Genomic DNA, 25,491 nt, shown 5'->3' with positions numbered 1-25,491 from the left:
CGAAGCCGTAGGGTGGGCAAAGGCGCAAGGCGCCGTGCCCACAATCTTCACACAGAACGTAAGGCGGTGGGCACGCTTCGCTTTGCCCACCCTACGATATCTTGCCCGTGGTTAGCCGGGAAAGGTATAGGCGGTCTTCACCGTCGTGTAGAACTCGCGGGCATAGGAGCCCTGCTCGCGGGCGCCGTAGCTCGAACCCTTCCGGCCACCGAACGGCACGTGATAATCGACGCCGGCGGTCGGCAGATTGACCATCACCATGCCGGACTCGCTGTTGCGCTTGTAGTGCGAGGCGCATTTCAGGCTGCTGGTGCAGATGCCGGAGGCAAGGCCGAATTCGGTGTCGTTGGAGATCGCGAGCGCCTCCTCGTAGTTCTTGGCGCGAATGACGGCGGCGACGGGGCCGAAGACCTCCTCGCGCGAAATGCGCATGTTGTTGTTGGCCTCGGTGAACAGCGCGGGCTGGAGGTAGTGGCCGGGCGTTTCGCGCTTGAGCAACTCGCCGCCCCAGGCGAGCTTGGCACCCTCGTCCTGGCCGATCTTGATATAGCGCAGGTCCTGGTCGAGCTGGCTCTGGTCGACCACCGGGCCGATATGCACGCCGGCCTTGAGCGCGTCGTCCACCGTGAGGCCTTTCAGGCGCTCGGTCACCGCCGCAACGAAACGGTCGTGAATACCTTCGGTGACGATGAGGCGGGACGAGGCGGTGCAGCGCTGGCCGGTGGAGAAATAGGCGCCGTTGACGGCGACTTCGACCGCGGTCTTGAGATCGGCGTCGTCGAGCACCACCAGCGGGTTCTTGCCGCCCATCTCGAGCTGGAATTTCTTCATGTTGCTCGAGGTCACGCAGGCCTGCGCGATCTTGCGCCCCGTTTGCACCGAACCGGTGAAGGTGATCGCGGCGACGTCGGGATGCTCGATCAGGGTCTGGCCGACAACGGAGCCCGAGCCGACCACGAGGTTGAACACGCCGGCGGGAATGCCGGAACGGGTGATGATCTCGGACAGCGCATGCGCCGAGCCCGGCACCAGCTCGGCAGGCTTGAACACCACGGTGTTGCCATAGCAGAGTGCCGGCGCGATCTTCCAGGCGGGGATCGCGATCGGGAAATTCCAGGGCGTGATCATGCCGACGACGCCCATCGGCTCACGGGTGAGCTCGACGTCGATGCCGGGACGCACCGAGGCGCCCTTTTCGCCGATCATGCGCAGCGCCTCGCCGGCGAAGAACGCAAAGATCTGGCCTGCGCGCGCGACCTCGCCGATGCCTTCGGGGAGGGTCTTGCCTTCCTCGCGGGCGAGCAGGCGGCCAAGCTCTTCCTTGCGGGCGATGATCTCGAGCGAAATCTTGTTCAGCGCGTCGTAGCGCGCCTGCGGCGTCGACTGCGCCCAGGCGGGAAAAGCGGCCTTGGCGGCTGCGATCGCCTTTTCGGTCTGCGCCTTGTCGGCCTTGGCGTATTCGCCGACGAGATCATTGGTGTTGGAGGGATTGATGTTCTTGGTGACGCCGGAGCCGTCGACCCATTCGCCGCCGATGAAATTCTTCAGGATCGCAGTCATAGCTTCCTCCAGAGTTTTTAACGAACCAGGCAGGGACGCTTGTCGTCGAAGGTCCAGCCGGGGATCAGGTCCTGCATGGCAATAGCGTCATCGCGGGCGCCGAGTCCATGCTGCTTGTAAAGGTCATGCGCGGCGTCGATGGCGGCCCTGTCGATTTCGATACCTAGGCCCGGCCTCTCAGGCACGGCGATCTTGCCGCCCTTGATCTGGAGTGGCTCCTTGGTCAGGGCCTGGCCGTCCTGCCAGATCCAGTGCGTGTCGATCGCGGTGACCTTGCCTGGGGCGGCGGCGCCGACATGGGTGAACATGGCGAGCGAGATGTCGAAATGGTTGTTGGAGTGCGAACCCCAGGTCAAGCCGTTGTCGCGGCAAGTCTGGGCCACGCGCACCGAGCCTTGCATGGTCCAGAAATGGGGATCGGCCAGCGGAATGTCCACCGCGCCGAGGCGCAGCGCATGGGACAATTGCCGCCAATCGGTCGCGATCATGTTGGTCGCGGTCGGCAGGCCCGTTGCACGGCGGAACTCGGCCATGATCTCGCGGCCGGAGAAGCCGCCTTCGGCCCCGCAGGGGTCCTCGGCATAGGCGAGGATGCCGTGCATGTCCTTGCAGAGGCTGACAGCCTCGTCGAGCGACCATGCGCCGTTCGGATCCAGGGTCACCCGCGCATTCGGAAAGCGCTTGGCGATCGCGGTGACGGCCTCAATCTCCTGCTCGCCGCGCAACACGCCGCCCTTGAGCTTGAAATCGGCGAAGCCGTAGTGGTCGTGGGTAGCTTCCGCAAGCCGCACCACGGTTTCCGGCGTCATCGCCTGCTGATGGCGGAGGTTGAACCATTCGGGCTTGCCGCTCTCGCCGCCGACATAGTCGAGCTTGCTTTTGCTGATGTCGCCGACGAAGAAGAGATAGCCCAGTGTCTCGACGCTGTTGCGCTGCTGACCCTCGCCGAGCAGAGCTGCGACCGGCAGGTTGAGATGTTGACCGAGCAAATCGAGCAGCGCCGACTCCACGGCCGTAACGGCGTGGATCATGACGCGGAGATCGAAAGTCTGCTTGCCGCGGCCGCCGGCATCGCGATCGGCGAAGGCGGTCCTGACATCGGCAAGGATGTTGTTCATCGCGCCGACGGTCTTGCCGATCACGAGATCACGGGCGTCCTGCAGCGTCTGCCAGATCTTCTGTCCGCCGGGGACCTCGCCGACGCCGGTGTGGCCGGCATTGTCGGTGAGGATGACAATATTGCGGGTGAAGAACGGCGCATGCGCGCCGCTCAGATTGAGGAGCATGCTGTCACGGCCTGCGACCGGGATCACCTGCATCGCGGTGACGACCGGTGCGCCGGTGATCTCGGTCTTGGCCATCGCAGGCTCCTCCCTGTGTCGTCCGTTATTCTGCAGCCTGTTGTGACGATCGGATGGCGGGCAGGTTCTTCACCAGCGCCGCGACCTCCGCGATCTCCTGCTCGGTGAGATCGGTCAGCGGCGGGCGGACGGGGCCGGAATCGCGGCCGATCACCTTCATGCCGGCCTTGATGATCGAGACCGCATAGCCCTTCTTGCGGTTGCGGATCGCGATCAGCGGCAGGATGAAGTCCTTCAGGCCGGCGTGGATCTGCGCGTGGTCGCGCTTGCGCACGGCGGCGTAGAAGTTGGTGGCGAATTCCGGAACGAAGTTGAACACGGCCGAGGAGTAGGTGGTCACGCCCATGTCGAGATAGGGCAGCGCGAAGGTCTCCGCCGTCGGCAGGCCGCCGATATAGGTCAGGCGGTCGCCGAGCTTGGTGTAGACGCGGGTCATCAGCTCGATGTCGCCGATGCCGTCCTTGTAGCCGACGAGGTTGGGGCAGCGTTCGGCGAGGCGGGCGAGCGTATCGGGCTGGAGGATGGCGTTGTCGCGGTTGTAGACGATGACGCCGATCTTCACAGAGGCGCAGATCGCTTCCACGTGGGCGGCAAGGCCCTCCTGCTCGGCATGGGTGAGATAGGGCGGCAGCAGAAGCAGGCCGTCGGCGCCGGCCTTCTCAGCGCCGATCGCGATCTCGCGCGCGGTGGCGGTGCCGTAGCCGGTGCCGGCGAGCACGGGCACGCGGCCCTTGGTCTCGTCCACGGCGATCTTGACGATCTGCGGAACCTCGGCTGCCGTCAGCGAGAAGAACTCGCCGGTGCCGCCGGCGGCGAACAGGCCGGCGACGTCATAGCCGCAGAGCCAATCCATATTGGCGCGGTAGGTCGCCTCGTCGAATGAGTAATCCGCCTTGAACGGGGTGACGGGGAAAGACAGGAGGCCGGATCCGATCTTCTGGGCCATTTCCTGCGGGGTCATCTTGCTCATGGGCGCTGCTCCCTGGTCTCGTGTTGTGGAGGACGCAGAGGCTGCGCGTCCATGCGCCGTGGTTTAGGAGACCGTTCGATGCGGGTCCAAGCCAAAGCCTATATCGACCGATGCGAAATCAGCATCAATCTTCCATCACCTCCGCCGATGACAATTCGCTCGCGATTTTGACGAGCGCCGACAGCAGCGGATTCTCGTCGTCGCGGCGCCAGACCATGAACAGCTCGACCGGAACGCGGGTGCGCAGCTTCAGCGGCCGCAGGCGGACATCCGCGATCTTCAGGCTCGCTGCCGCCGCCGGCACGATGGCGAGGCCGAGGCCGGCGCGCACCATGGCGAGGATCGAGTGGATCTGGCTCAGGTGCTGGACATAGCGCGGCAGGATGTCGGCGCGGGTGAACAGCGCCACCAGCACGTCGTGAAAGTAGCGGCTCTCATAGGGCGAATACATCACGAAGGGCTGGTTGTCGAAATCCTTGATCGTGACGCTCTCGGCATTCGCCAGCGGATGCTTTTTCGGGATCGCGGCGAGCAGGGGCTCGGCGACGACGCGGCGGCTGGCGATTTCGGGGCGCGCGATCGGCGGCCTGAGCAGGCCGGCATCGATCTGGCCCGATGTCAGCGCCTCGAACTGGTCGCCCGACACCATCTCCTTCAGTGAGAAGTCCACCTCGGGCAGCTTGGCGCGGCAGGCGGCGACGAGCTCGGGGAGGAAGCCGTAGGCGGCGGCCGCGGTGAAGCCGATCTTCAGCGAGCCGGACTTGCCGAGCGCGATACGGCGGGCAACCTGCGAGGCGCTTTCCGCAAGCTTCAGGATGCGCCGCGCTTCCGGCAGGAAGCTGCGCCCGGCGGGCGTCAGGCGTACCGAGCGGCTGGTACGCTCCAGCAGCGGCGCATCGATGATGTGCTCGAGCACCTGGATCTGCCGGGACAGCGGCGGCTGGGTCATGTTCAGCCGCGCGGCCGCGCGGCCGAAATGCAATTCCTCCGCCACGGTGACGAAACAGCGGAGCTGGTTGAGGTCGAACATCGATACATGCCTTAGATGGATAAGGCGTTTCCCCGGCGCTTCTAGCATCGATTACTCCCAAAACAAAGACGGCGGCCGTGAAGCCGCCGTTAAGTTGCCTGGTCAAGCTCCCATGGGAGCCCTCAGGAGGAACGTTTGAGCACCACTCGCTCGATCTTGCCGACGACCACGAGATAGGCGAATGCGGCCACCAGCGCATTGGCGCCGACGAATATCAGCGCACCGTTGAACGAGCCGGTCGCGGCCAGGATGTAGCCGATCACGATCGGGGTGCTGATCGAGGACAGATTGCCGAAGGTGTTGAACAGGCCGCCCGAGACGCCGCCGGCTTCCTTCGGCGACGTGTCGGAGACGACAGCCCAGCCGAGCGCGCCGATGCCCTTGCCGAAGAAGGCGAGCGCCATGAAGCCGACCACCAGTGCCTGGCCGTCGACATAGTTGCAGGCGATGATCGACATCGACAGCAGCATGCCGCCGACGATCGGGATCTTGCGCGCCATCGTCAACGAGCCGGTCTTGCGCAGGATCGCGTCGGAAATGACGCCGCCGAGCACGCCGCCGATGAAGCCGCACAGCGCCGGCAGCGTCGCGACGAAGCCGGCTTGCAGGATCGACAGGCCACGCTCCTTGACGAGGTAGACCGGGAACCAGGTCAGGAAGAAATAGGTCAGCGTGTTGATGCAGTACTGGCCGAGATAGACGCCGAGCATCATGCGGTTGGAAAGCAGCTGGCGGATGTGGTCCCATCCGGAGCCGGCCTCGGGCGCGCGCTCTTGCTTCAGATCGTCTTTGGGCGCGTCGAGATCGACCAGCGCGCCGCCGTCCTTGATGTAGTCGAATTCAGCCTCGTTGATGCCGGGGTGCTCTTTCGGCCCGTAGACGGTCTTGATCCAGACCAGGCCCATGATGATTCCGAGCGCGCCCATCACGAAGAACACGTAGCGCCAGCCGTAATCATGCGCGATCCAGCCCATCAGCGGCGCGAAGATCACGGTGGCGAAATACTGCCCGGAATTGAAGAACGCGGACGCGGTGCCGCGCTCGCTGCTCGGAAACCAGGCCGCGACGATGCGTGCATTGGCGGGGAAAGACGGCGCTTCGGCGATACCGACGAGGAAGCGCAGGCCGAACAGCACGGTGATCGCGGTGCCGGCGCTGAAGAATCCGACCCAGCCCTGCAGCGTCGTGAACAGCGACCAGACGATGATGCTGAAGGCATAGACGAGGCGGGAGCCGTAGCGGTCGAGCAGCCAGCCGCCCGGCACCTGCGCGATCACATAGGACCATCCGAACGCCGAGAAGATGTAGCCCATTGCGACGGGATCGAGATGCAGCTCCTTGGAGAGCGCGGGGCCCGCGATCGACAGCGTAGCGCGGTCGGCATAATTGACGGTCGTGACCAGGAACAACATGGTCACGATGAACAGCCTGACGCGAGACCTTCTCACGTCCGCTGCGGACATCACTGCGCTCATTGCGCGCCTCCTTAGAACTCGAAACGTTTCCCCACTGCGACTCCTAGAGGTGCGCGCGGCAAAGTGTCCAAGTTCAAGGCAGTATCGATCGATGCTGCTTTTGGATTGATGGAACGGCAGGTGGGGGGAACGATCGTGAGAGAGTGCCGAGACGTGAGCCCAATCCCGTCATCGCGAGCGCAGCGAAGCAATCCAGAATCCCACCGCGGAAGGACTCTGGATTGCTTCGCTGCGCTCGCAATGACGGTGTGGTGAGAGCTCGTTCTAGCTTTACTGTTGCGCGCCCGGCAGCAGCGGTGCGAGCAGCCCGCGTGTCACCCCCGGCGGTGCCGCATCCAGCCCCAGCACGGCGCTTGCGGCCGGCAGCGCCGCATCCGCCATCGCGGCGTGGCCTTCGGCGCTCGGATGCACGGCGCCGCCATAGACGGCGGAGAGCACGCCCCAGGTCGCGTCGTGGATGTCGGTCGGCTGGCTCGCTGCCGGCAGGCCTTGCGGATAGGTCATCGCAGCGAAATAGCTGTCATTGGCGTCGCGGATCCAGCGTGCGCGCGGCAAATAGGCGCGGAATTCGGAGGCACCGCGGCCGCACAGCATCGGCTGGCTCGCCGCGCTCACGATGTCGGGATTGAAGCTCTGGCCGTTCTCGGCAAAGCAGGTGCGGTCGAATTCGGGATCGTTGCCCGAATGGGCGCAGAAGCCGTGATCGGCGAACGCCGCCTGATGCGAATCCACGAAGGTCATGCGGTCGGCTTCGGGATCGCGGCACAGCGCGCCGCGAGTGCAGGTGGCGAGCCCCTTTAGTTGCGGCAGGAATTCGGTGTCGACGAAGGTCGAGACTCGGGCGAGGCGCTGCGGATCGGCGTTGAAGGACGGATGAATGTCGAAGCCGGCGCGGCCGCCGCGGCAGGGCACGCCGCCATCGGCGAGCGCCGGGTTGGCGTAGGAGACGTAGACCACATGCGAGAGGTCGCCGCCGACCAGCGGCTTCAGCGCCTCGCGCAGCTTGACGAAATTCTGCGGCAGCTCGCGCGCCAGCGCATCGCGGGAATCATCGACGCTCGCCATCACGCCGGAGCGGCGGAATATCGCGCGCTCGGTTGCGGTCTCGACGATCACGTCGGCGACGAGGCCGGAGAAATAGACGTCGTTGGCGCCGACCGAGAGCAGCACGAGGTCGAGCGTGCGCTCGGGCTGGCGCTTCTTGGCGGCGGTCAGCGCCTCGCGCAGCTCGGCGACCTGCGCGTTCACGCTGATGTTGCAGACGCCGGTCTTGCCGGGCGGGCATTCGCGGGCGCGCTGCGAGCCGAGCAGCCCGTCGCTGATGCTGGCGCCGGTGCAGGCGAGCGGCAGAAAGGTCACCGCGACGTGGGTGTAGCGCACCGCAAGCGCCAGCGCGGTCCGGGCCTGGTAGCTGTAGAGCGAGCGGTGGCAGGGCGAGTTGAACCACAGCGCGCTGTAGCGCTGCCAGTTGGCAAGCGTATCGGGCGCTTCGCAGGCGCGGCCGCCCTTGAAGCCGGCGCGGCTCGGCCGGTAATACTGCGCGCCGGCGGTGCCCAGATAGGAGCGGAAGCAAAAACCTTCGTCCGACAGCGCCAGCGGCCGGTCCGGATTGCCTTCGCCGGAGGCGATGCTGTCACCGAGGCCAGCGACGAAGATGTCGCGGACCTCGATCTCGGTCTGGACCCGCTGGGTCGGATCGGAGCCGGAGGAGACGTCGACGCTCGCAACCGTCTGCTTGCCGTAGCGGACCCGCAGATTGACCGGTTCGGCGCAGTCGAAGGTGGATTGTTGCGGCCCGTCGCCGTCGTCGAACGACCAGGCGCAGGTGGCGCCGACCGGCACCGCCCCGGCCAGGCGCACGGTGACGGGATGATCGAGGGGGGTGAGGTAATTTTCCTTCGTGTTGTCGCGGGTGCAGGGCTGGTTGACCCGGCCCTGGAGGTCGATGCAGAGCCGGTTGACCATGTTGCGGGCCCAGCCGCGGCCCTCGCTCTGGAGCTCCAGCGATTGCTCGGCGGCGAGGATGCTGCGGTTCCGCGCGTTCTCGACATGCAGCAGGAAGTCGCGCTCCTCACGGAACAGCCGGAAGCGGTTGCGCACCTCCCAGCTGATCTGCATGGCGCCCGCGTCCTGCGCGGCCGCCCGCTCCGGCGGCAAGGCGGTGAGGAGCCCGGCGAGCAGCAGGGCACCGGCGAGGAAACGGCGAAGGAATACAGGGATCATGGCCCGCGTCTTCAACGGCAAAGTTGAGGCGGAAATAAGAGAGCTGCTCTCCGCCTGCAACGTTGGTCTGACGGTTTTGCCGGCCGTCGTCTAGCGGACTATCGTTGGAGCATGATCTTTTCGGAAAACCGCTTCGCACTTTTCCGGATCATGCTCAGCGTTTGCTCGCCTGCCGCAGCGACCGCTCGCGCTCCATCGCCGCCACCTGCTTGGGCAGGTTGGCCTGCGCGCAGGCCTCCGCCAGCCTTCGGCGCTCCTGCCAGGGCTCCACCACATTCATCCAGAGCTCGCGTGCGCCCATGATGGAGATGGCCAGACCGAACGGGATCACGAAATAGAGGATGCGGAAGACAAGGAGCGTGGCAAGAAGCTGCTCGCGGCCGAATTCGGGCAGCGCCACCAGCATGGCGGCGTCGAACACGCCGAGCGAGCCGGGGGCGTGGCTGGCGAAGCCGAGCAAAGTCGCCAAAATGAACACCACGGAGAGCGAGAGGAAGTCGATCTGCGGAGTGGCCGGCACCAGAAGGTACATCGCCAGCGCGCAGAATCCGAGATCGACGACACCGATCAGGATCTGCACCAGCGTCAGCGGCGCTGACGGCAGCACCACCTTCCAGCCCTTCTGGCCAAGCTCGCGGCGCTTCTCGCCCATGCACAGCCAGACTAGATAGGCGCCGATCGAGGCGAGGCCGCCGATCGCAATCAACCGGTTAATCGACGACGGCAGCTGATCCATGTAGGAGGCGGCATCCGGATGGATGGCCATGCCGATCGAGAGCACGAAGATGTTACCGAGCCAAAAGGTCAGGCCGGACAGGAAGCAGATTTTTGCGACGTCGATCGCGTTCAGCCCGTAATCCGAATAGATCCGGAAGCGGATCGCTCCCCCGGTGAAGACGGTGGCGCCGATATTGTGGCCGATCGAATACGATGTGAAGCTGGAGAGCGCTGCGATGCGATAGGGCACGTGCTTCTTGCCGATCGTTCGCAGTGCAAAAAAGTCGTAGAAGGTCAGCGTACAGAACGCGAAGCATACGCAGATCGCTGCCAGTCCGATATTGCCGCGGGGGATCTCGGTCAACGCGGTCAGGATGACCCCGGTGTCGATGCCCTTGAGCGTCCGTACCAGCGTGGTGATCGCGAACGCAATGATAAAGACGCTCGCCGCAACGCCGAGTCGCCGCCAGCCGATCCATCTCTTGAAGCCGCGCTTCAGCGCGGTCAGCAGTCCGTGCATTCATCCTCCCGGCGGGGGGCAAGACCGACCAGGCCAGACATTGGCCGATCGGATGCGATCAGTGCCCGATGTGGGCTTGGATCGCTAGGCATGATGTAGCTCATTTAAGGCAAAAACAGTGACTTGTGCAGCCCTTGACAAGGATAGGTTCTGACTTGGACCGGCCACTTTGTCATACGCGGTTCACATCGGACGCGCGTTAAGCATATGAGTCGTGGGACCGGTCGCGTCCGTCCGTGACATGATTTCAGATCCTGCACGGCCGGCATTGTTCCAGCGCAAGGGATGCGGGCTTTTTTGGAACGACGATGCCGTGCGCTGGTTAATGCCGCATCAGCAATCGAACATGGCGGAATAACCGGCTTCTCCTGAAAGCCGGTGCCTCCGTGTTCCCACAACCCGAGAGGATCGGACCGATGGGATTGTTCACAAAAGACATCAAAACCATGAACGACCTGTTCGTGCATCAGCTCCAGGACATCTATTACGCCGAGCAGCAGCTCACCAAGGCTCTGCCGAAAATGGCGGATAAGGCGACCGATCCGCAGCTGAAGCAGGGCTTTTTGACGCACCTCGAAGAAACCAGGGAGCACGTCAAGCGCCTCGAGGAAGTGTTCAAGATGCACGGTGCGCAGGTGAAGGCGGTCGATTGCCCGGCGATCGACGGCATCATCGAGGAAGCCGACGAGACCGCCGGCGAAGTCGCCGACAAGGCGGTGCTCGACGCCGCGCTGATCAACGCGGCACAGGCGGCGGAGCATTACGAGATCGTCCGCTACGGCAGCCTGATCGCCTGGGCCAAGCAACTCGGCCGCAACGACTGCGCCAGCGTGCTCGCCAAGACACTCGAGGAGGAGAAGGCCACCGACAAGAAGCTGACCACGATCGCCGAGAGCAAGGTGAATCTGCGCGCTGCGAGCTGAGGGCCAAGCGTAGCCAGGGTAGAGCGTCGCGCGGCCATCCGCACGACGCTCTAACATGACACATCCGTCACGCATTCATCATTCGATCGTTGTCGTAACATGGCGGCGAGCGGGAAGCGTATCGTTCGCATGGGGCTGCAACCGAGATGGCAGCATGCGAGTAAGCACCGCCAGATACGACGCCTTCGGAGCCGCCGCGCCGCCTGCCGGCTCGCGCCTTGCGACATCCCTTACCCTTGCCGCGATGAGCCTTGGTTATGGCGTGGTGCAGCTTGACGTCACCATCGTCAACACCGCGCTCGACGCGATGGGCAGGACGCTCGGCGGCGGCGTCGCCGAGCTGCAATGGGTGGTCAGCGCCTACACCATTGCCTTTGCCGCCTTCATCCTGACGGCCGGCGCGCTCGGCGACCGCATTGGCGCCAAGCGCGTCTTCATGGCGGGCTTCGCCATCTTCACCGCGGCATCGCTCGCCTGTGCGTTGTCGCCCAATGCGAGCGTGCTGATTGGGGCGCGGCTGGTACAGGGCCTGGCAGCGGCGATTCTGGTGCCGAATTCTCTTGCCCTGCTCAATCATGCCTATCCGGACGACCGCGAGCGCGGCCGCGCCGTTGCGATCTGGGCCGCCGGTGCGAGCCTCGCGCTCACCGCGGGCCCCTTCGTCGGCGGCGCGCTGATCACGCTGGTCGGCTGGCGCGCGATCTTCCTGGTCAATCTGCCGGTCGGGCTCGTTGGCCTGTGGTTGAGCTGGCGTTACGCCAGCGAAACCACGCGGGCGCGCTCGCGCGAGATCGATCTGCCCGGTCAGCTTACCGCGATCGGCGCGCTGGGAGCACTCGCCGGCGCGATCATCGAAGGCGGCGCGCTTGGCTGGGACCACCCAGCCGTGGTCGCGGCCTTCGTCGCAGCTGCAGTTCTCGCCGTGCTCTTCGTCTGGCGCGAGAGCCGTGCGGCGCAGCCGATGTTGCCGCTGTCGCTGTTCGGCCACCGGCTGTTCGCGCTGACCTCGCTCGTCGGCCTGCTCGTAAACATCGCGATCTACGGCCTGATCTTCGTGCTCAGCCTGTATTTCCAGAGGATCAACGGGCTGTCGGCATGGTGGACCGGTCTCGCCTTCGTGCCGATGATGGCGGTGGTGCTGCCGGTCAATCTGCTGGCGCCGCGCCTCGCCGAGCGTATCGGCCCGTGCCCGACCATCGTCGTCGGTGCCTGCGTCTCGGCGCTCGGTTGCGTCGGCCTGCTCTGGATCGAAGCCGGCACGAGCTATTGGGCGATCTTTGCGCAGATGATCGCGATCAGCAGCGGACTTGGGCTGCTGGTGCCGCCGCTGACCTCGACCTTGCTGGGCAGCGTCGAGAAGGCACGCTCCGGCATCGCGGCGGGCGTCCTGAACGCGACGCGGCAGACAGGCAGCGTGCTCGGCGTTGCGCTGTTCGGTTCGCTGGTGGCCTCGGAGGGGTCGTTTATGACTGGCCTGCACCTGTCGCTGGTCGTGTCGGCGGCCGTGCTGCTGCTCGCCGCCGCCGTGATCGGCCTCGCCGCGCCTTCGCGCGGATGAACAATCCGAGCGATTGAACACAGATTCCGTTCACCATCCCCGAAACAGGCACGTAGCCGGTTACCGACTGTCCATCTCTGTCGGTTCATGTGTGGGTCGATAGGGGCCCGCAATGCATCAAGTTCTCTACTGTCTCACCGAGGAGCACGACTGGCGGCTCGTCGCGCTTGGCGGCGCGGTGTGCCTGCTCGCAAGCGCGGCGGCGATCAGCCTGTTTCACCGGGCGCGCGCGACGCACGGCTCCGGGCGCCTGGTCTGGATCGCCCTGGATGCCGCCGTCAGCGGATGCGGCATCTGGGCGACGCATTTCATTGCGATGCTCGCCTACGGGCCGGGCGGTGCCGGCGCCTACAACATCCCGGTGACGATCCTTTCCCTGATCTTCGCGATCTCCTTAACCTTCGTGGGCTTGAGTCTTGCGGCATCCTCCGTGCGCGCGCCGTGGATCGTGCTCGGCGGCGCCATCGTCGGCGCCGCGGTCGCGACGATGCAATATACCGGAATGGCGGCGCTGGAGATGCCGGCACGGGTCGACTGGATCCGGAGCACGGTTGCCGCCTCGGTGCTGTTCGGAATTGTTTTCGCGGCGCTCGCGCTGTTCGTCGCTGCGCGGCGCGACGACCTCTTCCACGCGCTGACCGCGAGCACACTGCTGACGGTCGCCATCGTCGCACATCATTTCACCGCAATGGGCGCTGTCGTTCTGACGCCGGATCCGACGCTCGCGATCAGCGGGTTATCGATCCCGCCGGCCTCGTTGTCCTTTCTTACCGCGGGTGCCGCAGTTGCGATCATCGCGATTGCGCTGGTGGCCGCGCTGCTCGATCGCCGCGCCAAGGGCGAACTGGGCCGCCAGCAGGTCGTGCTGGATACCGCGCTCGAGAATATGTCGCAGGGACTGTGCATGTTCGATGCGGACGGCAAGATCATCCTGTTCAACGAGCGTTATGCTGCGATGCTTGGCCGCACCGACATCCTGCTCACCGGCCGACTGCTGGTCGACGTGCTGCGGGAGGAGCAGGCGAAGGGTCAGTGGCAGGGCGATGCCGGCGAATTCTTCGCCCGCCTCGTCGCCGACGCGCGCGAGAGCCGCACCACGACCGACGTCGTGACCAGGTTCGGCCGCTCCATCCGGGTTGTGAACCAGCCGATGCATGGTGGCGGCTGGGTCGCGACCTTCGAGGACATCACCGAATGGCTGGAGGCCCAGGCCAAGATCTCGCACATGGCCCGCCATGACGCGCTGACCAGCCTGCCGAACCGCGTGCTGTTCCACGAGCAGCTCGTGCAGGGACTGCGCCGGACCGGATCGGGCGACCAGCTCGCGGTGCTTTGTCTCGATCTCGACCACTTCAAGGACATCAACGACTCGCTCGGCCACCCCATCGGCGATGCGCTGCTCAAGGAGGTCGGGCGCAGGCTGAAGGCCACCGTCGGCGAGAGCGACACCGTGGCGCGGCTCGGTGGCGACGAATTCGCCGTGGTCCAGATCGGATGTTCCGAGGAAACCGCGGCACGATCCCTTGCCGGCCGCCTGGTCGAGGTGATCTCGGCGCCTTACGAGATCGACGACCATCAGATCATCATCGGTGTCTCTATCGGCATCTCGCTGTCGCCGCAGGACGGCGACAATCCCGATGAACTGCTGAAGAACGCCGACCTCGCACTGTACCGCGCCAAGGCGGACGGCCGCGGCACCTATCGCTTCTTCGAGACCGGCATGGATGCTCGCGCACAAGCACGGCGTCTGCTGGAGATGGACATGCGCGCGGCGCTGCAACGTGACGAGTTCCAGCCGTACTACCAGCCGATCCGCGACGTCGCCAGCGGTCGCGTCGTCGCGTTCGAGGCGCTGCTGCGCTGGAATCATCCGCAGCGCGGCCTGATCGCGCCCCTCAGCTTCATTCCATTGGCCGAGGAGACCGGGCTCATCATCCAGCTCGGCGATTTCGTGCTACGCTCCGCCTGCATCGACGCCGCCACCTGGCCTGACGATGTCGACGTCGCGGTCAACCTGTCGCCCGTGCAGTTCAGGAACCCAAATCTGATCGCATCCGTGACCGAGGCGTTGGCGTTGTCGGGCCTCGACGCGCGCCGCCTCGAACTCGAGATCACCGAATCCGTGCTGCTGCAGAACAGCGAGGCGACGCTGACCACCCTGCACGAGCTGCGCGCAATGGGCGTGCGCATCTCGCTCGACGATTTCGGCACCGGCTATTCGTCGCTAAGTTATCTGCGCAGCTTCCCGTTCGACAAGATCAAGATCGACCGCTCCTTCGTGTCGGAGCTGGCGACGCGCGAGGATTCGATGGCGATCATCCGGGCCGTGACCGGCCTCGGGCGCAGCCTCGGCATCGTCACCACGGCAGAGGGGGTCGAGAACGACGGGCAACTCGAGCTGCTCCGGCGCGAAGGCTGCACCCAGGCGCAGGGCTATCTGTTCAGCAAGCCGCGGCCCGCTTCCGATGTCGCGATCATGCTGGACCGACCGCCGTTGCGCGCGACCGCCTGAGGTTAGCCGCGGCGCAGTGCGAAATGCGCGCCGCAGAACGCCATCACGGCACCGAGGCCCAGCGCGGCAATCCCCGCCAGCACGCCCGAGACCGTCGGGACCGGGCTCGGCGCCGAGGCCACCTGGCCCGCACCCGCAAGCAGCAGCACGCCGACCGCGATCAGGAACTGCCGCATCCGTTGCGGGATCTGGCCCGAGACGGCGCTCTGCATCAATGTTGCCGTGAAATAGCCGCCGGAGAAGCCGACGGAGGCGATCAGCCACCAGGCAATCGCCGCGCCCGCCGGTATGAACTCGTGCGTGTCCGAGTGCCAGAGGCCGCCGAGGTCGAGGCCGTAACGCGCGCCCAGCATGTGCACGGCGAGCGCGAGCAGCACGCCGGAGATCACGGCGGCGCCGAGAATCAGGCGCCGCGGAAAAAAAATCGTCTCAGCCATGTCTCGCTTGTAGGATGGGGCAGGGCGCTCACGCAAGCGGATCGCAGACTGGATCGCCCGGATCGGATTGTTTGTGAAGATGCAGGATTCGGGAGCTCAAGCGGCCGCGGGCGCGAGCTATGCCTACAAGGCGTCGCTGATCGGCTCGGCGCATCGCTTCGAGCTGACGGAGGAGGGGCTGTCATGGCACATCGGCGGCCGTTCGGGCCTGTGGCGTTACGACGAGATCGGTGCAATCCGGCTGTCGTTCCGCCCCGTCTCGATGCAGCAGCACCGCTTTCGCGCCGATGTCAGCCATACTGGCGGCGGCCGCATCGCGATCCTGTCGACGAGCTGGCAGACCGCGGCCTTGATGGCGCCGCAGGACAATGGCTTTCGCAATTTCATCGTCGCGCTGCACGCGCGCATGGCGCAGGCCGGCGGCCGCGCCGAGTTGATCGCGGGCCTTGGCCGCAGGACCTACGCGACAATGCTGGCTTTTCTTGCGGTGCTTGCGGTGGCGATGACGGGGCTCCTGGTCCGCGCGCTCGCGATCGGCGAATTCGCCGGCGCGCTGTTCATCATCGGTTTTGCCGCGCTGTTCGCCTGGCAGATCGGCGGCTTCGTCCGGCGTAACCAGCCGCGGAGCTACAGCTTCGATCGCCTGCCGGGAGCGTTGCTGCCCTAGCTGCAATGGGCGGCAACCAAATGTGACTTCGCGCCCCTGCGTCGGTGTCGCATCTTGCGGTTATGTCAGCCATGGATCGCAGCACGCGTAGGCCTTCGGCAGATGAGATCGCCGAGATCAACCGTACGCATCTGATCGACACGCCGCTGCGGCCGGCCGACCTGCTGTTCATGTTCGGCACCCGCGAGGACGTCAGCTTGCGCGCCGATACTGCCGCGAGGCTGTGGCGCGAGGGCTTGTTCCGCTGGTCGATTGTCAGCGGCGGCGTGACGCCGGGCTCGGAGCAATCCGAGTGCACCATCATCAAGGCGGCGATGGTCGCGGCGGGCATTCCGGCCGACCGAATTATCGAGGAACATCATGCCCAAAACACCGGCGAGAACGTGATCCTCTCGCTGCCGATCATTGACGCGGCGCTCGGGCTGCACAATGTTCGCAATGTGATCTGCCTCGGCAACACCTGGACCGCGCGGCGTTATCCGATGACGCTGCACCGGCACTGGCCGGAGGTCGAGAAGATGCTGCTCACGGTCGACAGCTTTGCGACGCCGCGCGCGCTCTGGCACACCGATCCCGAATTTTGCCGCCGCATGCTGCACGAATGGGACAAGATCGAGCCCTACAAGGCAAAGGGCTTCATCGCGGAATGGCCGGAGGCCTGAGCGGGGGAAACGGCATCAGATTCTTGTTTGACGCGTTTTCTTGACGCGAACCGGTATCCACTTCGCTCGAAAACGCTTTAGCTACTCCGTCGAGTCGAAATCCTCTTCCTTGGTGCCGAGCAGCGACACGAGCGTGCGCAGGCCGGAATCGAGCTGCTCGAACGAAGGCGGGGCGAGTGCGAGCCGCACTGCGTTCGGTGCGTGGCCATGGGCGATCGCGAAGGTCGAGGACGGTGTCAGCGCGATGCCGCGCCGGGCTGCCGCGGCGACGAAGGTCTGCGAGCGCCAGTGTGCCGGTAGCATGAGCCAGAGGTGATAGGAGCGCGGGTCGGCGGAGAGCTGGTAGCCGGCGAGCAGCCTTGCCGCAGTCTGCTGGCGGCGCGCGGCATCGATGCGTTTCAGCCGCGTCAGCTCGGCGACGGTGCCGTCGGCCATCAGCCGCTGTCCGGATGCCAGCGCATGGCCGGACGCGATCCAGCCGCCGGTGCGCACCGCGCTCATCACGCCCTCGCGCAATCGCGGCGGCGCGACCAGGATGCCGAGCGCGAGGCCCGGCGCAACCTTCTTGGACAGGCTGTCGATCACGATGCAGCGGTCGGGGCCGAGCGCGGCCAGCGGCGTGTCGTCGGCCAGGAAGCCGTAGACGGCATCCTCGATGATGGTGAGATCGAGCTTCTCGGCGACGCGCATGATGTCGGCGCGCCGCGTCGCGTTCATGGTGACGCCGAGCGGGTTCTGGATGATGGGCTGGAGATACAGCGCCGACAGATGCGCCTCGCGATGCGCCTTCTGGATGGCGTCTGGGCGCGCGCCAAATTCGTCGATCGGTATCGGGACCAGCGTCACGCCGAGCCGCGCGGCGATGCTCTTGACGTAAGGATAGGTCAGCGCCTCGACGCCGCAGCGGCCGCCGGTGGGAACGAGGGCCGCGAGGGCTGCCGCGAGCGACTGCTTGCCGTTGGCGGTGAAGATGATCTGCTCGGCCTGCGGCGCGAAATCTTTGCGCGCGAGATAGGCGGCGGCTGCATTGCGCGCGCTCTTGGTGCCGGTGCTGGTGGAGACGCGCAGTGCGGATTCGAGCGCGTCAACGCGCTCGAGCCCTGCAAGGCTCTTGGCGATCATCGCCCATTGCTGCGGCAATAACGGATAATTGACCTCGAAATCGATCCGCGCGTCGCGCGGCTCGCTCAGCGCCTCGACCTCGCGCCTGATGGCGCCGGAGATGAAAGTGCCGCGGCCGACCTCGCCGACGACGAGGCCGCGGCGGAGCAACTCCGTATAAACCCGGCTCGCGGTCGAGACCGCGATGCCACGGTCATAGGCAAAATTGCGCTGCGGCGGCAGCCGATCGCCCGGCCTTAACGTGCCGTTAGAGATATCGAGAGCAATGGCATCGGCAAGCTTCACGTATTCGAACTTGGACATTATTGCACCGAGAGCAATGTTTTACTTGCTCCGAGTAGTGTACTGGAGCATTTAAGTTCCATCAAGCTTCACGATTGAGCCGAGGAGAGCGAGAGCAATCCGACGGCAAATGAGGTGCAGGCGCTCGGGCGCTTGCGCCAACGGCATCCGCATCGCCGCGTGGACAACAGGCCGGAGAAGGACAATGACCACGATCTCGCAGACCGCCGGGCGGAGTTTACGCTCATCCTCGTCGGACGGATTTTTCCGCAAGCTGGCCAACGGCGCCTATGCGCTGTTCGACCACCTGGAGCGCCGCTCCGCCGTCAAGACGCTGAACGACCTCGATGACCGCGCCTTGCGCGACATCGGGATCACGCGCAGCCAGATCGAGGACGCGGTCTACGGTCAGGCCAAAGCAGAGCTGACGCGGTATCTGTAAGTGCTTCGCTCTTGTCCCGGACGCGCTGCGTCCGGGGCACCAGACTGAGTTTTCAGGCACACCTGTTTCGACATCGTCATTGCGAGCGCAGCGAAGCAAATCCAGAATCCCTCCGCGGAAAGACTCTGGATTGCTTCGCTGCGCTCGCAATGACGGCGTTTGTGGGTAGCACTGTCGCTCCTTCAGCTTGCGCTTTTATCGTAGACGCACCTTCGCATCCTCGCGGCTTGTTTCGCCCGAGCTTTGCTTCATCGCCTTGCCCCCAAATGAAAGAGGGCGCAGGGAAGACCGGGCGCCGGCTGGCACCCGCGGTCCACTGTGCGAGGTTGCAGTAAGAAAATCTGCACAGCGGCATACAGGTGAAGCCAAAACGTCCGGCCTTCCCTGCGCAGCGGTTTGACGGCTTATGCCGTGCTCTCCCCGGGGAGCGATGCACTATTGCCCCCGTCGCCTCATGGATCGCTGATGCTGCGTGCCCGGTCGGGCCGCCACATCACCACAAGACTTGACGCACAGACCCCGGGCGTCAGGACGACACGGTTTTGCCGTACGCGAGCCTCACCGGTCGTGTGCGCGACGCCTTCGCTCACGGTTGCCCGCCCTGCGAAGCCGTTCGCGCCGGTGTGGCCCAGCGTCCGCCGCTGTCCGGCCCGCGTTCGTGACGATCGCGATACGCCCCTCTTCCTTGGGCCGGGTTGCGGCGACACATACGCCGTTTCCGAAATTCGGTAAAGTGGAATATTTTAGGCGCTTTGCGTTGACCCATCGCTCGCGTGTTTTGCCTGTCGGGCAACGCAAGATCTCGTAGCCCGGCTGGAGCGAGGCGCAATCCGGGAATTGTGACACGAGCTGTCCCGGGTATCGCTTCGCTCACCCGGGCTACGAGCTTGTATATGGCTCAGGCGAAGGCGGCCTGGTCCCAAACACCGCCGAGAACTCGATCGTCTTCGGAGCGCTCGGGCTTGCGGTGAGGTCGTGTCGCTGCGCCGCGTTGGCGCCGATGCCGGACATCCCGGCGCGGCAAATGTGCAGCGACGTTGCCGGCGAACTTGGCGATACGTGCGACGGCCTGTTTAACGACGAACAGCATCGTCGTGACGCGGCTAAGCACGCCGACCAGGATCAGCACCGAGAAGATGTCGATATAAGCGAGGAAGTCGCCGACCAGCATCAATTCCGGCGGGATTGGGATCCTGTGGTAGTAAGCCAGTATGAGGATCACGACAGGGATGAAGGCGATTACCTTCCGCACCGTCAGCCTGTCCAGCAGGGCGGCCAGTTGCACGACCAGCACCTCCCATAAGTCATCGCCGATCGCGAGCGGGATCTCGTACGTCCATCTCCGCCACCATTGCTCACGACATTGCTCCGACCTTCAGTGCCTCACCACCAGCACCGAGCATTTTGCGTAGCGCACGACATGTCCGGCATTGGAGCCGAGGAAATAGGTGCGCATCGCCGGCCGGTGCGAGGTCATCACGATCAGCTCGGCCTTCATGTGCACCGCTTCCTCCAGGATCTCGTGATAGATGCCGCCCTGGCGCACCACGCTTGAGATGCGGGAAGGCTCGATGCCGGACTCGCGCGCGACGATGGCGAGGGCTTCTTCCGAGGTCTGGCGCTGCTGTTCGTCGAAATCGGCCGGCACGTATTCGGCCAGCATCACCGGCGTCATCGGCAGCACGTTGAGCAGGCGCACCACGCCGCTCCAGGTCTGCGACAGCGTTGCCGCGGTCGCGATCGCCGGCTTGGCCAGGTCGGTGTCGGCGAGGTCGATGGGCACCAGGATGGACTTGAACATCTGCGCCTCCAAATCTTCCAGTCAGGACGTCTTGCCGGCACGTCGCGCGATCAACCCGATCGAAGCAGCCTTGACTTCGAAGCAGCCTTAACTTCGAAGCAGCCTTGGACTGACGAACAGCACCAGCTTGCCGCGGCGGTAAGCCACGTCACCCCAATCCTTGACGTCAAAGTCGAAGATCGCAAGCCCCGAGGTGGGCAGGTTGTCGGCGAGCGCCTTGGCGGCGGCCGGATCGCCGCTGCCCGTCAGCATCAGGGCGATCTCGTGCATGCCCGGATTGTGGCCGACCAGCAGCAATTGCTTCGGATCAGCCGGAATGGTTGCAGTGCGAATGGATTCCAGGATCTGGGCGGGATCGGCGGCGTAGAGTTCCGGCAGGACCTCCACCTGCGGCGCGGCGACGCGGTCCTTCATGGTCTCCCACGCAATGTCCCAGGTCTGCCGGGCCCGGACGGCATGCGATACCAGTACGGCCTCGGGAAAGGGGGGATGGGCGGCCATCCAGTCGCCGATCTCGGCGGCATCCTTGTGGCCGCGATCGTCGAGCCGGCGGTCCTGGTCACGGCCGCTCGGCGCGTCGGTCTCGGTCTTGGCGTGACGCAGCAGCAGCAAACGGCGCATGGCATTCTCGAATCGTTACACGACCAGGATAATCTACAGGCGCCGGTCGAGGACAAGGTGACAAGCGGCCGCTCAGTCCTTTAAGAAACGACATGAGCGAGACTTTCACAAGCGTGTCCCAGGAAGAAGCCGGATTTCGCGACCGGGCGCGGCTGTCGTTCGACCTCGATGCCGATATCTGCGTCATCGGGGCCGGGCTTGCCGGACTGTCCATCGCGCTCGAGGCGGCCCGGCTGGGGGCCAGCGTCGCGGTGCTCGAGGGCCGCCACATCGGCTGGAACGCTTCCGGCAATCAACTCGGCACCGTGATGCCGGGCTTCGCGCTGCCGCTCGCCGAGCTGATCGAGCGAATCGGCTTCGAGGACGCGCGGGAATTGTGGACGCTGTCGAAAGAGGGCGCCGAGTTCGTCCGGGCCAACGCCACCGAGGAGAACATGCCCGGAATTGGCCCGACCGACGGCGTGCTCGAGGTCTCCAACGTCGATGCCGGCGACCGGCTGATCAGCCGCTTGCAGATGCTGAACGAGGATTTCGACACCGAGGCCGAGGGCTGGCAGGTCGATCGCGTTCGCGAGGTGCTCAAGACCGATCACTACTTCCACGGCGTGTATTATCCGAGAGCGTTCCAGGTCGACGGCCGCAAATATGTGCATGGCCTTGCGGCGCTGGCGCGGCGCGCAGGCGCCCGCATCTTCGAGGATACGCCGGTCGTCAGCATCGATCATTCCGGCATCCGCAAGCGGATCGTCACGCCCTCGGCGCGGCTGCGCGCCACCCATATCGTGCTCGCAGGCAACATCCATCTCGGTGCGCCCCTGCGGCGCCTGTCGGAAACGCTGCTGCCGGTCTGGCGCTATGCCGGCATCACCGCGCCGCTCGGCGAGCGCGTGCACGAGATCGTCGCCTTCAAGGGATCAGTGATGGATTCCGACGGCGTCGATCATTTCCGGATCGTCGATGGCGACCGCCTGATGTGGGAGAGCCCGGAGACAACCTGGGCGGCGCGCCCGCAACGCTTTGCGGGCGCTGTCAGGCGGCGGATCCGGTCGATCTTCCCCCAGCTCGGCAATGTCGAAATCACCGATACGTTCGGTGGCGCCACCGGCCAGACCGTGCATGGCATGCCGCAGATCGGCCAGTTGCGCAAAGGCCTGTGGGTGGCCAGCGGGTTCGGCCGCCAGGGCATGAACACCTCGGCAATGGCCGGGCAGATGATCGCCCGCAGCATCCTGTGGGGCGACGAGCGCTGGAAGCTGTTCTCACCGTTCGAGCTGGTCTGGGCGGGGGGAACGACGGGGCGGGTTGCCGGCCAACTGGTCGGAATCTGGGGCAGGGCGAGTTCCGCAGCCGCAGGCTCGCTTGCCCGCTATCGTGAACGTGCCAGGATCAAGGACAGAGAGCGCGAGACGCGCCTCGCCGAAGCCAACCGGGCCGCCGGCACCGGTCCGCGCCGTCCGCCGTCAGGCGTCAGGCCTCGGCTTGCCCAGCCGCCGAAAACTGCGTCCGAAGGCACGGAACGAGCCTCAGAACCAGCCTCGGAACCGGTCTCGCGCGAGGACCGCGTCGCGCAAGAGACCCGAGAAAAATCCCGCCCGGAAGTGTAACGTCAGCCGTTAGGGCCCGTATCTCAGGGCGTAGACGCTCCCGCATGGAGAATGAGATGTTTGACCGCCGCATCCTGTTGACGACCGTCGCCGGCCTGTTCGGCCTTGCGGCCTTCCGCTGGCTCAGAGCATCGCCCGCGGAGGCTGGAGAGAAAGCCGCGCAGAAATTCGAGATCGAGAAGACGGACGCCGAATGGCGTGCCCAGCTCACGCCGCAGCAGTATGAGATCCTGCGCAAGGAGGGCACCGAGCGGCCGGGCTCCAGCCCGCTGCTCAAGGAGCACCGCAAGGGCGTCTTCGCCTGCGCCGGCTGCGACCTGCCGCTGTTCGCCTCCGATACCAAATTCGAGAGCGGCACGGGCTGGCCGAGCTTCTACCAGCCGATCGAGGGCAATGTCGGCAAGACCGAGGACCGGACCTACGGCATGCTCCGCACCGAGGTGCATTGCCGGCGCTGCGGCGGCCATCTCGGCCACGTCTTCGACGACGGTCCCAAGCCGACCGGATTGCGCTACTGCATCGACGGTTTCGGGCTGGTCTTCCATCCCGCGGCGGCGTCCGCAACCTAGCTTTCGTCCCGGCAATTGTTGCCGGTCCCGGCAATTGTGCCCCGGTCATCAGACCGGGGCTTTTTCATTAAGTCATTGATTTCATGACAAAAACCGCATTGGCATAGCCCTTGCGACAGTCTCCTCCGACTGCGGCCATGGTCGACCGGCCGCCGAGATCGGATCTGGAGACAAAGTTATGGGTATCTTCGATGCAATGAACACCTCGGTGGGTGGCCTGCAGGCGCAGTCCTACGCGCTGCAGAACATTTCCGGCAACATCGCGAACTCATCCACCACCGCGTACAAGGGCATCGGCACCAGTTTCGTCGATCTCATTCCCGACTCATCGGTCCCGAGCAAGCAGGTCGCGGGCGGCGTGACGGCCAACGCCAAGGCCACGATCACCACGCAGGGCACGATCTCGGGCTCCAGCGTCGCCACCAACATGGCGATCACCGGTGACGGCTTCTTCTCGATCCAGAAGGCGACGGGCGTCGTCGACAACGCACCGGTGTTCAGCGGCGTCACCTATTACACGCGGCGTGGCGACTTCCAGCTCAATGCCAACGGCAATCTGGTCAACGGCGCCGGCTACTACCTGATGGGCGTCACGGTCGACCCGAAAACCGGCAACCCGCAAGGCAACGTCGCGACAGTCCTGAAATTCCAGAACAACTTCATTCCGGCGCAGGCGACCACCTCGATCCAGTACGCGGCGAACCTGCCGACCCAGCCGAACACCGTGGCGAGCACGACGGCGGCGACTAAGACGCTGCTGGCGGCCGGCGGACTGAACCCGTCGGACTTCGCGGCCAACCCGCTGCCGGTCGGCACGCCGCCTCCGCCGTATGCAAACGCCACAACGTCCGGCGCTGCCGCGACCGGCAATATCCGCTCGCCATACTCGTCGACCACTGCGACCGGCACAACGGCGCTCCAGAACAACTCTGCGGCGGTGGCATCGACCACCACTTCGCTCGACAACTCCGTGGGTACGCATCTCGCCTCAACCACCCTCACCGCGCTCAGCGGCCAGGTGCTGACCATCAACGGCAACACGGTCACTTTCAACGGCGGCACCACTGTCGTGACCGCCGGCAACAACACCACGATCGGTCTCGGCGCGGGCACCACGGCCACGGTGGCCAGCATCCTGAGCGCGATCCAGACCGCCGGCGGTGCCGGCGTCACCGCAACGCTCAGCGCCAGCGGCAACATCGTGATCTCCAGCGGCACCACCACCGACGTAGCAGTCGGTAGCGGTCAGGCGGCCACGGCGCTCGGCATCAGCAGCGTGACGCGAGGCGGCAACGTGCTGTCCTCGCCCGCGATCTCGGGCGCCACGGTGCTGAGCGGCGCGGCGGCGGCCGGCGGCGCCGAGGTGATCACATCGGGCTTCTCCGCCGGCGACATCATCACGGTCAATGGTCAGCCGCTGACCTTCATGGCCTCCGGCGCGTCAGGCCCGAACCAAATCAACGTCACCGACAACATCACGATGCTGCTCGGCAAGATCGACGCGCTCTCCGGTGCAACGGGGTCGTCGGTCAGCAGCAGCGGCGTGATCACGCTGAACACCGGCACAGCTTCCAACCTGTCGGTGGCGAGCTCCAACAGCGCCGCCTTCGCCGCGCTCGGGTTCACCTCGACCATCACCAAGAATCGTGACGGTGGTGGCGTTGCCGGCACCGGCGGCGTGATCGGCAACGACATCGCCACCTTCACCAAGGAATCGATCAGCGGTGGCGCGGTGACCGCCTACAACGCGGCCGGCACGCCGGTGAATCTGCAATTACGCTGGGCCAAGACCGACAGTGCCTCGCTGGGCGCGGGCCATGCCGATACCTGGAACATGTTCTACCAGACCGATCCGAATGCGACCGGCACGACGGTCGGCTGGGTCAATACCGGCCAGGCCTTCACCTTTGCCGCCGACGGCTCGCTGACCTCGCCGAGCGGCTCGGGCATCACCATCAACAACGTCAGTGTCAGCGGCCAGTCGCTGGGCTCGGTCTCCTTCAACATCTCCTCGGGCGGACTGACGCAATATGCCAGCACCAGCGGCGCCGTCACCATCAACACCATCACCCAGAACGGCTACGCCGCCGGTCAGCTCCGCTCGGTCGCGGTCAACAACAACGGCCTCGTGGTCGGCACCTTCTCCAACGGTCAGAACCTCGACCTCGCACAGGTCTCGTTGTCGCACTTCAACGGCACCAACTACCTGAAGGCGCAGGACGGCGGCGCCTACGCCGCGACTGAACAGTCCGGCCCTGCCATCGACGGTGCCTCCGGTTCGATCAGCGGCTCGTCGCTGGAAGGCTCGAACACCGACATCGCCGACGAATTCACCAAGCTGATCGTGACCCAGCAGGCCTATTCGGCCAACACCAAGGTGATCACGACGGCGAATACGATGGTTCAGGATCTCTTGAACGTGTTGCGCTGATTGG

Annotated in this window: 21 protein-coding genes; 9 read left to right on the top strand and 12 right to left on the bottom strand. The window is 65.2% G+C overall.

The annotated features are described in order from the left end of the window. Positions 1 to 111: 111 nt before the first annotated feature. The 7 genes from AC0L21_RS06440 to AC0L21_RS06410 all read right to left on the bottom strand — a co-directional run bounded on the left by AC0L21_RS06440 (position 112) and on the right by AC0L21_RS06410 (position 9,856). Positions 112 to 1,560, bottom strand: coding sequence for an aldehyde dehydrogenase family protein (locus tag AC0L21_RS06440; protein ID WP_473259356.1), 1,449 nt, complete (start codon positions 1,558 to 1,560; stop codon positions 112 to 114). A 17-nt stretch (positions 1,561 to 1,577) separates the two neighbouring features. Then, entirely contained in the window at positions 1,578 to 2,921 is a 1,344-nt protein-coding gene (gudD, locus tag AC0L21_RS06435; RefSeq protein ID WP_473259354.1) for a glucarate dehydratase, read from the bottom strand. 25 nt (positions 2,922 to 2,946) lie between these two features. Next, positions 2,947 to 3,891 (bottom strand): 5-dehydro-4-deoxyglucarate dehydratase, encoded by a 945-nt coding sequence (kdgD, locus tag AC0L21_RS06430; protein WP_473259352.1) that lies wholly within the window; start codon positions 3,889 to 3,891, stop codon positions 2,947 to 2,949. Between the two features lie 124 nt (positions 3,892 to 4,015). Next, on the bottom strand, positions 4,016 to 4,921 hold the full coding sequence (locus tag AC0L21_RS06425; protein WP_007602059.1) for a LysR family transcriptional regulator: 906 nt from the start codon (positions 4,919 to 4,921) through the stop codon (positions 4,016 to 4,018). A 122-nt stretch (positions 4,922 to 5,043) separates the two neighbouring features. Continuing rightward, positions 5,044 to 6,396, bottom strand: coding sequence for an MFS transporter (locus AC0L21_RS06420; protein ID WP_473259350.1), 1,353 nt, complete (start codon positions 6,394 to 6,396; stop codon positions 5,044 to 5,046). 270 nt (positions 6,397 to 6,666) lie between these two features. Next, positions 6,667 to 8,619 carry an SGNH/GDSL hydrolase family protein gene (locus tag AC0L21_RS06415; protein ID WP_473259348.1) on the bottom strand — a complete coding sequence of 651 codons (1,953 nt, stop codon included), beginning with the start codon at positions 8,617 to 8,619 and terminating at the stop codon, positions 6,667 to 6,669. Between the two features lie 154 nt (positions 8,620 to 8,773). Beyond that, positions 8,774 to 9,856, bottom strand: coding sequence for a lysylphosphatidylglycerol synthase transmembrane domain-containing protein (locus AC0L21_RS06410; protein ID WP_018457547.1), 1,083 nt, complete (start codon positions 9,854 to 9,856; stop codon positions 8,774 to 8,776). A gap of 416 nt (positions 9,857 to 10,272) precedes the next feature. Between AC0L21_RS06410 and AC0L21_RS06405 the strand changes: the two genes are divergently transcribed. The 3 genes from AC0L21_RS06405 to AC0L21_RS06395 all read left to right on the top strand — a co-directional run bounded on the left by AC0L21_RS06405 (position 10,273) and on the right by AC0L21_RS06395 (position 14,849). Next, complete coding sequence (locus AC0L21_RS06405) at positions 10,273 to 10,779, top strand: YciE/YciF ferroxidase family protein (RefSeq protein ID WP_007612365.1); 507 nt, start codon at positions 10,273 to 10,275, stop codon at positions 10,777 to 10,779. 154 nt (positions 10,780 to 10,933) lie between these two features. Beyond that, on the top strand, positions 10,934 to 12,337 hold the full coding sequence (locus AC0L21_RS06400; RefSeq protein WP_473259345.1) for an MFS transporter: 1,404 nt from the start codon (positions 10,934 to 10,936) through the stop codon (positions 12,335 to 12,337). Positions 12,338 to 12,449: 112 nt separating this feature from the next. Further along, positions 12,450 to 14,849: a bifunctional diguanylate cyclase/phosphodiesterase gene (locus AC0L21_RS06395; RefSeq protein WP_473259342.1), complete on the top strand. Its 2,400-nt coding sequence runs from the start codon at positions 12,450 to 12,452 to the stop codon at positions 14,847 to 14,849. A gap of 2 nt (positions 14,850 to 14,851) precedes the next feature. On the opposite strand, the gene AC0L21_RS06390 is transcribed toward AC0L21_RS06395, so the two are convergent. Further along, on the bottom strand, positions 14,852 to 15,286 hold the full coding sequence (locus tag AC0L21_RS06390) for a hypothetical protein (protein ID WP_027566871.1): 435 nt from the start codon (positions 15,284 to 15,286) through the stop codon (positions 14,852 to 14,854). Between the two features lie 79 nt (positions 15,287 to 15,365). Here AC0L21_RS06390 and AC0L21_RS06385 point away from each other — a divergent pair, with 79 nt between their 5' ends. Both AC0L21_RS06385 and AC0L21_RS06380 read left to right on the top strand, forming a co-directional pair. Next, positions 15,366 to 15,953, top strand: coding sequence for a hypothetical protein (locus AC0L21_RS06385; RefSeq protein WP_473259457.1), 588 nt, complete (start codon positions 15,366 to 15,368; stop codon positions 15,951 to 15,953). Positions 15,954 to 16,015: 62 nt separating this feature from the next. Beyond that, positions 16,016 to 16,615 (top strand): YdcF family protein, encoded by a 600-nt coding sequence (locus tag AC0L21_RS06380; RefSeq protein WP_473259339.1) that lies wholly within the window; start codon positions 16,016 to 16,018, stop codon positions 16,613 to 16,615. A gap of 81 nt (positions 16,616 to 16,696) precedes the next feature. Here AC0L21_RS06380 and AC0L21_RS06375 read toward each other — a convergent pair whose 3' ends face one another. Beyond that, positions 16,697 to 18,040 carry an aminotransferase-like domain-containing protein gene (locus tag AC0L21_RS06375; protein ID WP_473259337.1) on the bottom strand — a complete coding sequence of 448 codons (1,344 nt, stop codon included), beginning with the start codon at positions 18,038 to 18,040 and terminating at the stop codon, positions 16,697 to 16,699. Positions 18,041 to 18,224: 184 nt separating this feature from the next. On the opposite strand from AC0L21_RS06375, the gene AC0L21_RS06370 reads away from it, so the two are divergent. Further along, on the top strand, positions 18,225 to 18,461 hold the full coding sequence (locus tag AC0L21_RS06370; protein ID WP_473259335.1) for a DUF1127 domain-containing protein: 237 nt from the start codon (positions 18,225 to 18,227) through the stop codon (positions 18,459 to 18,461). Positions 18,462 to 19,359: 898 nt separating this feature from the next. On the opposite strand, the gene AC0L21_RS06365 is transcribed toward AC0L21_RS06370, so the two are convergent. The 3 genes from AC0L21_RS06365 to AC0L21_RS06355 all read right to left on the bottom strand — a co-directional run bounded on the left by AC0L21_RS06365 (position 19,360) and on the right by AC0L21_RS06355 (position 20,883). Next, positions 19,360 to 19,755, bottom strand: coding sequence for a hypothetical protein (locus AC0L21_RS06365; RefSeq protein ID WP_473259333.1), 396 nt, complete (start codon positions 19,753 to 19,755; stop codon positions 19,360 to 19,362). Between the two features lie 81 nt (positions 19,756 to 19,836). Beyond that, positions 19,837 to 20,262 (bottom strand): universal stress protein, encoded by a 426-nt coding sequence (locus tag AC0L21_RS06360; protein WP_007602088.1) that lies wholly within the window; start codon positions 20,260 to 20,262, stop codon positions 19,837 to 19,839. Positions 20,263 to 20,349: 87 nt separating this feature from the next. Next, on the bottom strand, positions 20,350 to 20,883 hold the full coding sequence (locus AC0L21_RS06355) for a SixA phosphatase family protein (protein ID WP_473259331.1): 534 nt from the start codon (positions 20,881 to 20,883) through the stop codon (positions 20,350 to 20,352). A gap of 92 nt (positions 20,884 to 20,975) precedes the next feature. Here AC0L21_RS06355 and AC0L21_RS06350 point away from each other — a divergent pair, with 92 nt between their 5' ends. The 3 genes from AC0L21_RS06350 (at position 20,976) to AC0L21_RS06340 (ending at position 25,487) form a co-directional block, all read left to right on the top strand. Beyond that, the gene (locus AC0L21_RS06350) at positions 20,976 to 22,487 is read left to right on the top strand and encodes an NAD(P)/FAD-dependent oxidoreductase (RefSeq protein WP_473259328.1); all 1,512 of its coding nucleotides are present in this window, start codon (positions 20,976 to 20,978) and stop codon (positions 22,485 to 22,487) included. A 56-nt stretch (positions 22,488 to 22,543) separates the two neighbouring features. Continuing rightward, positions 22,544 to 23,056, top strand: coding sequence for a peptide-methionine (R)-S-oxide reductase MsrB (gene msrB / locus AC0L21_RS06345; RefSeq protein WP_026233843.1), 513 nt, complete (start codon positions 22,544 to 22,546; stop codon positions 23,054 to 23,056). 178 nt (positions 23,057 to 23,234) lie between these two features. Then, positions 23,235 to 25,487 carry a flagellar hook-basal body complex protein gene (locus AC0L21_RS06340; protein ID WP_473259325.1) on the top strand — a complete coding sequence of 751 codons (2,253 nt, stop codon included), beginning with the start codon at positions 23,235 to 23,237 and terminating at the stop codon, positions 25,485 to 25,487. Positions 25,488 to 25,491 lie beyond the last annotated feature (4 nt).

It is taken from the genome of Bradyrhizobium sp. WSM4873, from assembly GCF_055811355.1.
Note: the sequence above shows the minus strand (reverse complement) of the source record. Positions and strands in the feature narration are given on the sequence as shown.

Excerpts from the sequence above, each read along its gene's own strand:
- AC0L21_RS06440 (WP_473259356.1), bottom strand. The coding sequence starts at position 1,560 with ATGACTGCGATCCTGAAGAATTTCATCGGCGGCGAATGGGTCGACGGC.
- AC0L21_RS06385 (WP_473259457.1), top strand. The coding sequence starts at position 15,366 with ATGCAGGATTCGGGAGCTCAAGCGGCCGCGGGCGCGAGCTATGCCTAC.
- AC0L21_RS06405 (WP_007612365.1), top strand. The coding sequence starts at position 10,273 with ATGGGATTGTTCACAAAAGACATCAAAACCATGAACGACCTGTTCGTG.
- AC0L21_RS06425 (WP_007602059.1), bottom strand. The coding sequence starts at position 4,921 with ATGTTCGACCTCAACCAGCTCCGCTGTTTCGTCACCGTGGCGGAGGAA.
- AC0L21_RS06410 (WP_018457547.1), bottom strand. The coding sequence starts at position 9,856 with ATGCACGGACTGCTGACCGCGCTGAAGCGCGGCTTCAAGAGATGGATC.
- AC0L21_RS06390 (WP_027566871.1), bottom strand. The coding sequence starts at position 15,286 with ATGGCTGAGACGATTTTTTTTCCGCGGCGCCTGATTCTCGGCGCCGCC.
- gudD (WP_473259354.1), bottom strand. The coding sequence starts at position 2,921 with ATGGCCAAGACCGAGATCACCGGCGCACCGGTCGTCACCGCGATGCAG.
- AC0L21_RS06415 (WP_473259348.1), bottom strand. The coding sequence starts at position 8,619 with ATGATCCCTGTATTCCTTCGCCGTTTCCTCGCCGGTGCCCTGCTGCTC.
- AC0L21_RS06350 (WP_473259328.1), top strand. The coding sequence starts at position 20,976 with ATGAGCGAGACTTTCACAAGCGTGTCCCAGGAAGAAGCCGGATTTCGC.
- AC0L21_RS06355 (WP_473259331.1), bottom strand. The coding sequence starts at position 20,883 with ATGCGCCGTTTGCTGCTGCTGCGTCACGCCAAGACCGAGACCGACGCG.
- AC0L21_RS06380 (WP_473259339.1), top strand. The coding sequence starts at position 16,016 with ATGTCAGCCATGGATCGCAGCACGCGTAGGCCTTCGGCAGATGAGATC.
- AC0L21_RS06370 (WP_473259335.1), top strand. The coding sequence starts at position 18,225 with ATGACCACGATCTCGCAGACCGCCGGGCGGAGTTTACGCTCATCCTCG.
- AC0L21_RS06400 (WP_473259345.1), top strand. The coding sequence starts at position 10,934 with ATGCGAGTAAGCACCGCCAGATACGACGCCTTCGGAGCCGCCGCGCCG.
- AC0L21_RS06420 (WP_473259350.1), bottom strand. The coding sequence starts at position 6,396 with ATGAGCGCAGTGATGTCCGCAGCGGACGTGAGAAGGTCTCGCGTCAGG.
- AC0L21_RS06395 (WP_473259342.1), top strand. The coding sequence starts at position 12,450 with ATGCATCAAGTTCTCTACTGTCTCACCGAGGAGCACGACTGGCGGCTC.
- msrB (WP_026233843.1), top strand. The coding sequence starts at position 22,544 with ATGTTTGACCGCCGCATCCTGTTGACGACCGTCGCCGGCCTGTTCGGC.
- AC0L21_RS06360 (WP_007602088.1), bottom strand. The coding sequence starts at position 20,262 with ATGTTCAAGTCCATCCTGGTGCCCATCGACCTCGCCGACACCGACCTG.
- kdgD (WP_473259352.1), bottom strand. The coding sequence starts at position 3,891 with ATGAGCAAGATGACCCCGCAGGAAATGGCCCAGAAGATCGGATCCGGC.
- AC0L21_RS06375 (WP_473259337.1), bottom strand. The coding sequence starts at position 18,040 with ATGTCCAAGTTCGAATACGTGAAGCTTGCCGATGCCATTGCTCTCGAT.
- AC0L21_RS06340 (WP_473259325.1), top strand. The coding sequence starts at position 23,235 with ATGGGTATCTTCGATGCAATGAACACCTCGGTGGGTGGCCTGCAGGCG.